Source organism: Brevundimonas sp. PWP3-1b1, assembly GCF_049896065.1.
GTDB classification, from domain to species: Bacteria; Pseudomonadota; Alphaproteobacteria; order Caulobacterales; family Caulobacteraceae; genus Brevundimonas; species Brevundimonas intermedia_B.
On record NZ_JAFCTO010000001.1, the window covers coordinates 414504 to 426893 of the forward strand.

Here is a 12390-nt window from a genome sequence, read left to right on the forward strand (position 1 = left end):
CCTTTGGCTTCTCCGCCGCGTCGAGCCTTTATGGGTTCAGCAGACGGCTTCAAAGCGGCGTGAAGATGGACAGTGCCGACTGTCCGAGTTGTTTCGGTCCGAACCCGAATGGGCTTCGAGGCGGCGCTCGGCGCGGGGATGTCGTGCGAACAAGCCGAACCGTGGACTGAGGGACCGCAGCGTTGGAACTCGCCTTGGAGTACCCGAGTTCGATCTTGAAGGAGGTGGGTGACATGAGCGACATGAACGGAATGCCCTCAAGGTCGGGCGAGGCACGCCTGTCGTGCCTGCTGAGGTCCATCGATCTGACTCCTCAACGACGGGCGCCCGCGTCGGATCTTCTTGGGCGGTCCCGCCGGGGCTCGGTGGCCGCCGCCCTGCTGCTGGTGCTCCTGGTGGTCGCCGTCGTGAGCTGGCGAATCGGTCCCGCCGGCGTGGCGTCCGGGGCGCGGGAAGAGCGCCTCGAGGACGACGCCGACGAGCCCGCGCGATCCGACCGCCGCGACGAGCGAGATCGCCGCGGCCGATCCGGGGGCCGGGACCGTGACTGACCCCATCCGGCGTCGTTTCCCGCCTGTGGCGCGCCGGTGAGCCCTGACGGCGCCTGGCGCGGGGGTCTGCAGATCGGCCCGGGCTGGGCGCGGTGGCGCGGCGCGGTCGGCGACAACGCGCTTCACCGGCACCTCGCGGCGCAGGCGGTGTTCGCCGACCGGCCGATCGCCGTCGAGACTGCGGGCGGCCGCGTCCTTCGCGCCACGGCGTTTCTCGTCGATCCGCTCGTGGGCCATCGGCTCGGCGCCGCGGCGCAGGCCGAGATCCTGTTTTTCGAGCCGGGAAGTCTGGGCGTGGAGGCGCGCGCGGCGCTTCGGGCCGTGCTCGTCCGCGCGTCCAGCGCCCACGTGCTGGCGGCCGAGGGCCGTCGGCGGTTCTGGTCGGACCAGGCGGGCGGAGCCGGAGGCGAGCCGGCCGCGCCCGCGGTGTCCTGGATGGCCGGCGTCCTGACGTTCATCGACGCCGCGCTCTCGGAAGGCCCCGTGCGGCTCGATGCGGCTGCGGGCCGCGCGGGTTTGTCGGCCGACCGGTTCCGTCACGTCTTCGCCGAAGCGCAAGGCTTGTCGTTCAAGCGGTTCGTCCTCTGGCGGCGGCTGCAGCTTGCGGCGACACTGCTGGCGGGCGGGGTCGACGTGACCACCGCCGCCCATGAGGCCGGCTTCTCCGACGGCGCGCACCTCGCGCGGACGATGAAGGCGATGTTCGGGGTGCAGCCGCGGCGCCTGGTCCCCTCCGGCTGAGCAGCCGCTTCGTTCAAGCGGCGAGCCCGAATCCAGGCGATGCTCGTCGCCATGAACCAGGACAGAGACTTCGTCCCCGCGCTCGGTCGCCACGAGCTCACCGGCGCCTACGACAGGGTGCTGGCCGTCATGACCCGGGAGCGTCGCTGGCGGTGCGCCCTGCTGTCGGAAGCCGATCCGCAGCCTGGCGAGACAATCCTCGACGTCGGCTGCGGCACCGGGACCTTCGCGATCCAGCTCAAGACGGCGTCGCCGGGATCGCGCCTCATCGGCGTCGATCCCGACAAGGCGGTGCTGGAGATCGCGCGCGACAAGGCTCGCCGGGCCGGGGTCCACGTGGAATGGCGAGCCGGCTACGGGGACGCGCTGACCGCGATCCTGCCGGGCGCGGCCGCGGACAAGGTGGTCTCGAGCCTGGTGCTGCATCAATGCCCGATGCCCGTGAAGCGGGCGATCCTCGCCGCCTGCCTGGGCGCGCTTCGACCCGGCGGCCGGCTGCATATGGCCGACGCCGGCCGCCAGGCGAATCCCTTGATGCGCCTGCTCTTCCGGCAGGTTCAGATGCTGGACGGCTTCGAGCACACCGAGCCCAATGCGCTCGGCGTGCTCCCGGACCTCATGCGCGAAGCCGGCTTCGAGGCCGTGAGCGAGACGCGGCGGATTCCCACCCCGACCGGGTCGATCTCCCTCTACGCGGCCGTGCGGCCGTAGGCCGCCGTCGGGGGCGCCGCGACGCCCTCGACAGCGAGCTCCGCCTGCCCGCGATGACGGCGGGCCCGAGCTCGGGCGGCCGCGGCGCGCGACGGAGGGCGCAACTTGCCGGGCGCCGGGCCGCTCCTGTACCGGTCGACGCCAAAGGAGGCCGAGCGCATGAACTCTATTCCAACCGGGCGCAGGGGTTCGTGCGTGTGGCGGTTTGCACGCCGCGCATCGCCGTGGCCGATCCGGCGGCCAACCTCCTCGAGACCCTGAAACTGGCGCGGGAGGGACACGCCCGCGGCGCCGACCTCATGCTGTTTCCGGAGCTGGGCCTGTCCGCCTATGCGATCGACGACCTCCTGCTCCAGGACGCCCTCCTTCAGGCGGTGAACGCCGCGCTCGCCGAGCTCGTGCAGGCGAGCCGGGACCTGCAGCCGGTGCTGGTGGTGGGAGCGCCCCTCGTCCGCAACGGACGGCTCTACAATTGCGCCGTCGCCCTCGCCCGGGGCCGCGTCCTGGGGGTCGTGCCCAAGAGCTTCCTTCCGAACTATCGGGAGTATTACGAGAACCGCTGGTTCGCCCCCGGCGCCGGCGTGCGCGGCCTGGACATCGCCGTCGCCGGGCAGAGGGCGCCGTTCGGGACCGACCTGATCATCGAGGCCAGCGACGTCCCGGACTTCGTCTTCCACATGGAGCTCTGCGAGGACTTCTGGGCCGCCACCCCGCCCTCGACCCTGGCGGCGCTGGCGGGAGCCACCCTGCTCTGCAACCTGTCGGCGTCCAACATCGTGGTCGGCAAGGCCGACGAGCGCGCGCTGCTCTGCGCCTCGCAGTCGATGCGATGCCAGGCCGCCTACCTCTACGCCGCGGCCGGGCCCGGCGAGAGCACCACCGACCTGGCCTGGGACGGGCAGGCGACCATCCACGAGCTCGGCCGTCTGCTGGCCGCGACCCGCCGCTTCCCGGACGTCGCCCAGATGGCCGTGGCGGACGTGGACGTCGAACGCATGCGCCTCGAGCGGCTGCGGACGCCCACCTTCAACAACGCCGCCGCCGCCGCCGGCCACCCCGAGCACGCTTTCCGGCGGATCGCCTTCGAGCATGCGGCGGAGCACGTCGATATCGGGCTGCTGCGGCCGCACGACCGGTTTCCGTTCGTGCCGGACGATCCGGCCCGGCTGGACCAGGATTGCTATGAAGCCTTCAACATCCAGGTGCAGGGCCTCGCCAAGCGCCTCGACGCGGCGGGCGTCAGGCGCGTCGTGGTCGGCGTCTCCGGCGGCCTCGACTCCACCCACGCCCTGATGGTCGCGGCGAAGGCCTTCGACGCCCTGGGCCGTCCGCGCACGGACATCCTGGGCTTCACCATGCCCGGCTTCGCCACCAGCGAGGGCACCAAGCGCAACGCCTGGGCCCTGATGCGAAGCCTCGGGGTGACGGGCGAAGAGATCGACATCCGGCCCGCGGCGCGGACGATGCTGGAGGCGATCGGCCACCCGTTCGCCCGCGGCGAACCGGTCTACGACGTCACCTTCGAAAACGTCCAGGCCGGGCTGAGGAGCGACTTCCTGTTCCGGCTCGCCAACCAGCGCGAGGGCCTGGTGCTCGGCACAGGCAACCTGTCCGAGTCGGCGCTGGGCTGGCAGACCTACGGCGTCGGCGATCACATGAGCCACTACAACGTCAACGGCTCGGTCCCCAAGACCCTCATCCAGCACCTGATCCGCTGGGTCGCGGCCACCGGGCAGTTGGACGAGGCGGCCTCGGCGACCTTGCTTGGCGTGCTGGGCACGGAGATCTCGCCCGAGCTGGTGCCGCAGGCCGCCGCGGACGCGCTTCAGAGCACGCAGTCCAGGATCGGGCCCTACGAACTGCAGGATTTCAACCTGTTCTACCTGACGCGCTACGGCCTGCGTCCCTCCAAGGTCGCCTTCCTGGCCTGGCACGCTTGGCGGGATCTCGAGGCGGGGGCGTGGCCGGCCCACTTCCCGGCCGCCTCGCGCGCCGCCTATGATCTGCCGACGATCAAGCAATGGCTGGAGGTGTTTGTCACCCGGTTTTTCGCCCTCAGCCAGTTCAAGCGCTCCGCCATGCCGAACGGCCCCAAGGTGATTTCGGGCGGCAACCTTTCGCCGCGCGGCGACTGGCGGGCGCCCTCGGACGCGAGCGCCCGGGTCTGGCTGGACGACCTGAAGCGCAATGTCCCATAGTTCGCCCCGCACGACGCCCCGCCGGTTTTCGGGCCAGGGCGGTCTGCTCGCGTCCTGGGGGCGCCAGGCCTGACGGCGGCCCGCGACATCGTCAGCGTCGTCAACGCCCGGCGATCCGGCTAGGATCGTCGCCTCGCTCGCCAGGATGCCGTCATGCCCGCCTCTTCGCCCTCCCCCTCCCGACGCGCCCTTCTGACGGCGCTGCCGGCCCTCGCCTTCGCCGGCCCGGCCCTCGCCGCGCCGCCGAAGCGGATGACCGCCTACAAGACGCCCTGGTGCGGCTGCTGCGGCGGCTGGATCGCGCACATGCGCCAGGCCGGCTGGACCGTCGAGGTCGTCGAGCGCGAGGATCTGGCTCCGATCCGGGCGCAGCACGGCGTTCCGGACCGGCTGGCCTCGTGTCACACGGCGGTGGTCGGCGCCTACGCCATCGAAGGCCACGTCCCCGCCGGCGATGTCGATCGGCTGCTCAGCGAACGCCCCGCCGCCAGGGCCTTGAGCGCGCCCGGCATGCCGGCGGGCTCGCCGGGCATGGAGGCCGCCGGCCGCGAACCCTATACGACGGTGCTGATCCTCAACGACGGCTCGACCCGCGTGTTCGGCCGACACAACGGCACCTGACCGCCGACCCGCGGCCGGAGGGCGTCAGGCGACCGGTTCACGGCCTGTCGGGTTGGCCCGCCCCAGCCGCTTCCGCCGGGTCGTCGCCGCCATCGGCGCCTCGCGAAAAGTCAGCCTGATGCGGGTGACCGCCGTGCTGGGCGCGATACTCGGCCGGGCTGAGACCCCTGCCCGTCATATGGAGCTTCGGCGGCGTCGCGGGAGCGTCCGGATCAGTCTCGCCGCGGGTCCTCGCGGTGTCGGGGCGCTCGCCATCGACATCCGGTTGATCGCCAGTCTGTTCGCCCATGACACCCTGCGCTCCGCTCCGGCGTCGCTTGCCGTGTCGGGATGCAATCCGCGAGCGGAGGCAGGGTTGCGCGGCGCCGGATAATCCCTGACCTTCGCTGGCCAGGGGCTGACCCGGATCCCTCCCGGCGCGGCCCTTCGAGCCCGGCTCTCTCCCGTCAGGCCTGTCGACGCGGCGTCCAGCGCAGCAGGCGCATGGCGTTGGCCGTGACCAGGACCGTGGCTCCGGTGTCGGCGAGGATGGCGGGCCACAGGCCCGTCACTCCGATCACGGTGGTGACCAGGAAGACGGCCTTCAATCCCAAGGCGATGGTTATGTTTTGCCGGATATTGCCCATCACCCCGCGGGACAGGGCGATCATGTCGGGAATGTCCCTGACCCGGCCGCGCAGGACGGCGGCGTCCGCGGTCTCCAGGGCCACGTCGGTGCCGCCGCCCATGGCGATGCCGACATCCGCCTGGGCCAGGGCCGGGGCGTCGTTGATGCCGTCCCCGACCTTGGCGACCACCAGACCTTCGGCCTGGAGCGCCTTGACGATCACCAGCTTGTCCTGCGGCAGCAGTTCGGCCCGGGGCTCGATGCCCAGCCCGGCGGCGACCGCCTCCGCCGTGCGGCGATTGTCGCCCGTCAGCATGACGGTGCGGATGCCCCGCGCCTTCAGGTCGGCCAGACCCTGGACCGCATCGGGCCGCGCCTCGTCACGCATGGCGAGGAACCCGGCCACCCCGCCTGCGGCGACAAGGACGGACACCGTCTTGCCCTCGGCGTTGAGGGCGGCGATGGCTGCGTCCTGGGCTGGCGAGATCGGCGCGCGCCGGGCCGCGGCCTGCGGCGAGCCGAGGAATATGCGTTCGCCGCCGACCTCGCCTTCGACGCCCTCCCCCGCAATGGCCTGGGTGGCCGACGCCGGCGGCGCCGTGATCTCATCCGCCTCGGCTCGGGCCAGGATGGCGAGGGCCAGCGGATGGCTTGATCCCGTCTCCAGCGCGGCCGCCAGGGTCAGCAGGGCGGAGGCGTCCCGCGTCCCGGCGACGACGTCGGTGACGACGGGCTTGCCGGCGGTCAAGGTCCCCGTCTTGTCGAAGGCGATCGCGGTGATCTTGCCGAGCGTTTCCAGCACGGCCCCGCCCTTCATTAGCAGGCCGCGCCGGGCGCCCGCCGACAGGCCGGCGGCGATGGCGGCCGGCGTGGATATGACCAGGGCGCAGGGGCAGCCGATCAGCAGCACGGCGAGGCCCTTGTAGATCCATTCGCTCCACGTTCCGCCGAACAGCAGCGGCGGCGTGACCGCGACGAGGGCGGCGAACACGAGCACGCCCGGCGTGTAGATTTTCGAGAAGCGGTCGATGAACCGTTCGGTCGGAGATTTCGATTCCTGCGCCTCCTCGACGAGACGCACCACCCGGGCGATGGTGTTGTCCGAGGCCGAGGCCGTCACGCGCACCCGCAGGACGCTGCCGCCGTTGATCGTGCCGGCGAACACAGGATCGCCCACGACCTTGCGTTTGGGCACGCTCTCGCCCGTCACCGGGGCCTCGTCGAGGTCTCCCGCGCCCTCGATGATCTCGCCATCCGCGGGAACGCGGTCTCCGGGCCGGACCAGGATGACCGCGCCCACCGCCACGGTCTCGGCGGCGACCTCCGTGGTCACGCCGTCCACCTCGACGAAGGCGGTCTTGGGCACGAGGGCGGCGAGCCCCTGGATGCTCTTGCGCGCGCGTCCGGCCGCCACCCCTTCCAGCATTTCGCCGACGAGGAACAGCAGGACGACGGCGGCGGCCTCTTCCGCGGCCCCGATGAAGACGGCGCCGACGGCGGCGATGGTCATCAGCATTTCGATGGAGAAGGGCGTGCCGTGGCGCGCCGCCGAAAAGGCGCGCGACGCGATCGGAATCAACCCCACGGCCAGGGCGGCGAGGAAGGCGTATCGTTCGAGGGAGGGGAACAGCGTGCCCAGTCCATAGGCGGACAGCAGCGCCAGGCCGCAGAGCGCGGTGAGGCGCGCCTTCCCGGTCCACCACCACGGGGCGCCCCCGGCCCCGGCGGCCGCCGGAGGCGGGCCGGCCGGCGCCGCAACGGATCCGGACGTCGGCGAGGCCGCTTCCCCGCTGTAGCCCAGGTTGCGCAGTTGCTGCAGGACCGCTTCGTCAGCGAGGTCTCCGTCATGCCTGATCTTCAGCACGCCGGTCTGCACCGCCACCGACACGTCCTCGACGCCCGGCAGCCTGCGGATCGCCGTGTCGATCTTGCGGCCGCAGCTGGCGCAATCCATCCCGGTCACCCGGTATCGGCTTTCGAGGGTTTGCGCCGTCATGTCTGTTCCTTGTGATCTCTACAGGGCAAGGCTACCTCCTCCAGCGACTGTAGATGCAAGCTAAAAATGAGCGCGCCGTTCGGTTGGAGTGAAGGGCGCCGTCCGCTGAACCTGGAGGCCGGGCCCAGCCCGTTGATGACCTCGCCTTGTCCGCACGACCGGGAGACCGCGCCGCCGACGGCGGCACAGGTGGAACGCGCTTTGGGCGCAGCCGCCGCCCGCGTGGCCGCCGCTGGGGACAGGCTGACGCGCCCCCGGCGCAGGGTGCTGGAGCTCCTGCTTATCGCGGGCTCTCCGGCCAAGGCCTATGATCTCGTGGCGACGTATCACCGGGAGGCCCGCGTCGCGAAGCCTGCGACGGTCTATCGGGCGCTGCAGTTCCTCGAGACCCGAGGACTGGTTCATCGTCTTTCCACCCTCAAATCCTACGTGGCCTGCGATCCCGAGCGGCCCGGCGCGCCGGCCCTTTACCTGCTGTGCGACTGCTGCGGCTCCTGTCGCGAGGTTCCCGCGCCCGACCTGGCTGCGCTGAACGCGGCCGCGACAGCGGCGGGCTACGAGATCGAACGGATCACGCTCGAAGGCCAGGGTCTGTGTTCGGCTTGCCGCCCGCCGCGCCCCGGCGCCGCCCGGGATCCGGTCCTCCAGACGGAGCCGGAGGCGGCCGCGGGGTCCGGGCCCGCAAGCATTGAGCCGCGCCCCTGATCAAGCCCGCGGCGGGTCGATGACGGCCTGGCCCGGGCGCCCGGCCGCGGCGACGCCGGGGCCCGCGGCCAGTTCCATGGCCCGTTCGGTGGCGGCGGCCGACATTCGGGTCGCCCCCCCCCGTCGGGACGGACTAAGCCAGGTCTGGACCGGTCGGTCGAAGCCGTAGCGAAACACGGCGGCGGCCACGAACGCCCCGACCAAGCCGATCGCCCACAGGACCCAGCGAACGCCGGACGACCACGCCTCCTGTCCAAGGGCGTCGAGCAGGCCGAACCAGACGATGCGGCTCACCTCATTCGTGAGGAACATCGAGAACGACATTAGGGCCAGATGCTCGATCAGCCGTGAAGGACTGCGCACCGGCACGGCGCCGGCGGCCCAGATGATCACGGTCATCAGGCCGAGCGACACCAGGCTGAAGGCGCCGAAGGCCTGCAGCCCCACGAGCGCGAAGGCGGCGGCGAGGCCGATCGCCCTGGCCCGGTGCGGCGCGACACAGACCCGCGAACCGTAGAAGGCCGCCGCGACTCCGAGCAGGAAGAGCGGCAGGGCGCGCAGGATGCCGTAGCGCATCGGCAGGCGGTAGATCGGATCGCCGAGCCACAGCGAGGCGGCGATATCGGCGGCGACGACGAGGAGCGTCGCGCCGATCACCATTGCGACCGGCGGCCAGCGCCACAGGGCGCGGCAGATCCAGGGCAGCAGGAGATAGCAGCCGATCAGGGCCGAGAGGGTCCAGGTCGGGGCGTTCCACCCCTGCCCGCCCGGCACGCCATAGGCCTGGACCAGTAGCACCTGCGCGGGCAGTTGCGACCAGTCGAACCAGCGCGGATTGCTGGGCGCGATCCCGGCCAGGGCGGCGCCGCCGACGAGCAGCACCAGGACGAGGCTGACCGCCAGGTGGGCCGGAATGACCCGCAGCAGGCGCTGGCGCGCATAGGCGCGCAGCGAGGCCTGTCCGGACGCGAGGCGATCACCGTAGATGCGGGCCAGGACATAGCCGGAGTCGATGATGAAGAAGTCGGTGAGCAGATAGCCGCGCTCGAAGACTGGATGCAATTGTCCGAGAGGCACAGGCGCGGCCTCGCGGAAATGGTAGAGGATGATCAGCGCCCCTACGATAAAACGCAGCGCGTCCAGCCAGCCGCCGCGCGCGATCCGGACGGGGCGAGGCGATGGCTCGGTCAGCGCGGCTTCGGGCATTCAGTCAGCCTTCCGTGGCGCAGACTTGGCGGCGGCGCTGCGGTGCTCATGTGGACGCAGGACGATCTGGTCTCGCGAAGCGTAGAGGACGGCCGTTCCCAAAACCCAAACGACGACCAAGCCTCCGACGACCATCAGTCCGGGCCTATCGCGGGGTCCAAACACAAACGAGCAGCCGATCACGCCGCCCAGAATGGCCCCGTAACCAAAATGCAGCGGCACCTTGTGTGCGCCCAGCAGCAGAAGGGCCATGCAGAAGACCAGGCCTCCTGCGAACAGGCTGACCCCGATGGCGACGAGCGTATCGAGCACGGGCCGTGGCTTCAGCGGGCGCGCCTGGAGCCGCCGCCTACCTCGTTGGCGATAGCGGCCTTCCCGCCAACGAATGCTCCGGCCGCGCACGGTGAAGCGTTTGCCGGCCATGCGTCAGGGCCTTGCGTTGGGCGCGGGCGTGTCCTCATGGCGCGCAAGAAGGATTCTCATCCGGACAATTTCGGATTCCTGGGCCGCAATGATCTCATCGGCCAGATTACGCACGTCGCGGGCTTCGCCATGCTCGACGGCGACCTTGGCCATTGCGAGCGCACCCTCGTGGTGGGCGATCATTCCGCGCAGGAAGTCGATGTCGGCGTCGCCCGTGTAGTTGATGCTCATGGCCTGGTGCATCTTCGCGCTGGCCTCGCGATAGGCGCGAGTCGATGGGCTGTCCGTGGTCTCGCCAGCGTGGCTTGCCTCGGTGTCGCTCGGGCGAGAGTCAGCCGCCGACGGCGCCGCAGGGACCTCGCGGGTTTGCCGCGAGATCATCCCGAAGGCGAAGACCGACAGGGCGAGAAAGACGGCGATGACGGAAATCCATCCGAAACGCTTCATGACGATGTCCTCGAGAGAGCCGGCGGGGCCACGGGGGCGGCCGGGATTGCACTGGGAAGGATGGGCGCCGTTCGGTCGCGGTAGCCGAGCAGGCGCAGAGCGTTGAACACCACCAGCAGGGTCGACCCCTCGTGGAGCGCCACGGCAGGGCCGATGCCAAGGCCGAGGATCGTCGCCGGCACAAGGAAGGCGACGATTCCGAGACTGACGTAGAGATTCTGGAGAATGATGCGCCGCGTCTGTCGGCTGAGACCGACGGTGAAGGGCAGCTGCGACAGGTCGTCGGACATCAAGGCGACGTCGGCGGTCTCAAGCGCAACATCGGAGCCAGCCGCGCCCATCGCGATACCGACGGTCGCCGTGGCCATGGCCGGGGCGTCGTTCACCCCGTCGCCGACCATGGCAATCTTGCCGTCAGCGCGAAGGCGTTTGATGGCGTCGACCTTGTCCTCGGGCATGAGGTCGCCCCAAGCCTCTGTCAGGCCGACCTGTCCGGCGATCGCCTGTGCGGCCTTCTGGTGATCGCCCGAGATCATGATCATTCGCCCGATGCCGAGGGCGCGAAGAGCGGTCAGCGTCGGCCGCGCTGCTGGGCGAGGCGTATCAAGAAGCCCAATGACACCGAGATCGCGCGTGCCGCGTCGCACCACCATCAGGGTTCGCCCCTGCAGTCGCAACTGAGCGACGACAGAGGTTGTTTCGTCGCCGAGCGGCGCTACGCCGTCGACGCCGAACATCTCCGGCTTCCCTATCCAGATCGTCTCGCCGTGCAGCTGGGCGGTCACGCCCTTGCCCGTCAGGCTCTTGAGGTCGATCGCGGCCGGGATGATCGTATCGCGCAAGCGTGCGCCACCGTCGCGCGCGATGGCCTCCGCCAACGGGTGGTCGCTGAGCCGTTCGACCGCCACAGCGACCGCCAGAAGATCGCCCTCCTTCGTCCCGCGCACCGTCATGACGTCGGTGATCCGCGGCCGTCCCTCGGTCAGGGTGCCGGTCTTGTCGAAGGCGATGGCGTTGAGCGAGCCGAGGTTCTCCAACGGCGCGCCGCCCTTGATCAGGACACCGGCGCGCGCCGCACGGGCGACGCCCGAGAGGACGGCGCTCGGGGTGGCGATGGCGAGCGCGCAAGGACTCGCGGCGACCAGCACGGCCATGGCGCGATAGAAGCTGTCGCGGAACGGCTCATCGACGACGACCCAGGCGAACAGCAGGACAAAGGCGAGCGCCAGCACCACAGGCACGAAGATGCGTTCGAACCTGTCCGTGAAGCGCTGGGTCGGCGACTTCTGCGTCTCGGCCTCACTCACCATCCGAACCACCTTGGCCAGGGTGGTGTCGCTCGATGTGCGGGTCGTCTCAATCTCGATGGCGCCTGAGCCATTGATGGTGCCCGCGAAGACGAGAGACGGCGATCCGACCTGGGCCGGTCTCGCCCGCGCCGCCTCGGGATCCGCGACGGGCTGCTTGTCGACAGGCATGCTTTCGCCGGTCACGGGGGCTTGGTTGATGCTTGTGGTGCCGACCACGACAAAGCCATCAGCGGGCAGTCGTTCGTTTGGACGCACCACCACGGTGTCGCCGACGACCAAATCTTCGACAGGCAATTCGACGACCTGCCCGTCGCGTCGCACATGGGCTGTCCGGGGGGCAAGCTCGGCCAGGGCCTCGATCGCGCGTTTGGCGCGGCCCATGGCGTAGTGTTCGAGCGCGTGGCCGATGCTGAACAGAAACAGCAGGAGAGCGCCTTCGGCCCAGGCCCCGAGCGCCGCCGCACCTGCGGCTGCGACGAGCATCAAGGTATCGATCTCGAAGCGCTTCTGGCGGAGGTTCTCGAACGCTTCTCGCACCGTAAAAAAGCCGCCGAAGATGTAGGCGATCAGGAAGAGGGCGAGGGGAATCCAAGCGGGAAGGCCCGTTGCGAGTTTCTCGAGGGCGAATCCAAGGCCCAGAGCAAGGCCACTTGTCAGGGCGAAGATCAGCTCCGTATTGGAGCCTAGAACGCCACCGTGATCGTGCTCCTCGGACTTGGTGTGGAGATGGTCCGGCAGTGTTGTGCTGGTCATAAATAGGGTCCCGTTGCGGGTTGGGAATCGCGGCTGCTTGCGGCGACCGCCGCGATCGAGGGGGCGGGATAGCGACACGGGCGAAGGCGCGCCGGGCCAGCGGGTTCCAGCGCGATCCGCT

Annotated in this window: 10 protein-coding genes and 1 pseudogene; 6 read left to right on the plus strand and 5 right to left on the minus strand. The window is 70.3% G+C overall.

Annotated features, from left to right (window positions below):
• Positions 1 to 233: 233 nt before the first annotated feature.
• The 5 genes and pseudogenes from ACP69V_RS02035 to ACP69V_RS02055 all read left to right on the plus strand — a co-directional run bounded on the left by ACP69V_RS02035 (position 234) and on the right by ACP69V_RS02055 (position 4822).
• Positions 234 to 551, plus strand: coding sequence for a hypothetical protein (locus ACP69V_RS02035; protein WP_135194148.1), 318 nt, complete (start codon positions 234 to 236; stop codon positions 549 to 551).
• A gap of 36 nt (positions 552 to 587) precedes the next feature.
• Positions 588 to 1292 carry a helix-turn-helix transcriptional regulator gene (locus tag ACP69V_RS02040; protein WP_052004914.1) on the plus strand — a complete coding sequence of 235 codons (705 nt, stop codon included), beginning with the start codon at positions 588 to 590 and terminating at the stop codon, positions 1290 to 1292.
• A gap of 39 nt (positions 1293 to 1331) precedes the next feature.
• Positions 1332 to 2003: a class I SAM-dependent methyltransferase gene (locus tag ACP69V_RS02045; protein WP_230307678.1), complete on the plus strand. Its 672-nt coding sequence runs from the start codon at positions 1332 to 1334 to the stop codon at positions 2001 to 2003.
• A 167-nt stretch (positions 2004 to 2170) separates the two neighbouring features.
• Positions 2171 to 4201 (plus strand): annotated as a pseudogene (locus ACP69V_RS02050) (NAD(+) synthase); the annotation flags it as partial.
• A 153-nt stretch (positions 4202 to 4354) separates the two neighbouring features.
• The gene (locus ACP69V_RS02055) at positions 4355 to 4822 is read left to right on the plus strand and encodes a DUF411 domain-containing protein (protein WP_035307575.1); all 468 of its coding nucleotides are present in this window, start codon (positions 4355 to 4357) and stop codon (positions 4820 to 4822) included.
• A 446-nt stretch (positions 4823 to 5268) separates the two neighbouring features.
• On the opposite strand, the gene ACP69V_RS02060 is transcribed toward ACP69V_RS02055, so the two are convergent.
• Positions 5269 to 7425: a heavy metal translocating P-type ATPase gene (locus tag ACP69V_RS02060; RefSeq protein WP_088582517.1), complete on the minus strand. Its 2157-nt coding sequence runs from the start codon at positions 7423 to 7425 to the stop codon at positions 5269 to 5271.
• 66 nt (positions 7426 to 7491) lie between these two features.
• On the opposite strand from ACP69V_RS02060, the gene ACP69V_RS02065 reads away from it, so the two are divergent.
• A complete protein-coding gene (locus ACP69V_RS02065; RefSeq protein WP_240612159.1) occupies positions 7492 to 8130 on the plus strand; it encodes a Fur family transcriptional regulator in 639 nt (212 codons plus the stop codon).
• On the opposite strand, the gene ACP69V_RS02070 is transcribed toward ACP69V_RS02065, so the two are convergent.
• From ACP69V_RS02070 to ACP69V_RS02085, 4 genes are read right to left on the minus strand one after another with little or no spacing between them, the layout of a single operon-like run.
• Positions 8131 to 9336, minus strand: a complete 1206-nt coding sequence (locus ACP69V_RS02070) for an acyltransferase family protein (RefSeq protein WP_105625181.1) — start codon at positions 9334 to 9336, stop codon at positions 8131 to 8133.
• Positions 9337 to 9759, minus strand: coding sequence for a hypothetical protein (locus ACP69V_RS02075; RefSeq protein WP_112863181.1), 423 nt, complete (start codon positions 9757 to 9759; stop codon positions 9337 to 9339). It lies immediately after the preceding gene.
• Positions 9760 to 9762: 3 nt separating this feature from the next.
• On the minus strand, positions 9763 to 10206 hold the full coding sequence (gene copM, locus ACP69V_RS02080; protein ID WP_088582518.1) for a CopM family metallochaperone: 444 nt from the start codon (positions 10204 to 10206) through the stop codon (positions 9763 to 9765).
• Positions 10203 to 12347: a heavy metal translocating P-type ATPase gene (locus ACP69V_RS02085; protein WP_425331944.1), complete on the minus strand. Its 2145-nt coding sequence runs from the start codon at positions 12345 to 12347 to the stop codon at positions 10203 to 10205. Before ACP69V_RS02085 ends, copM begins: the two co-directional genes overlap by 4 nt.
• Positions 12348 to 12390: the final 43 nt, after the last annotated feature.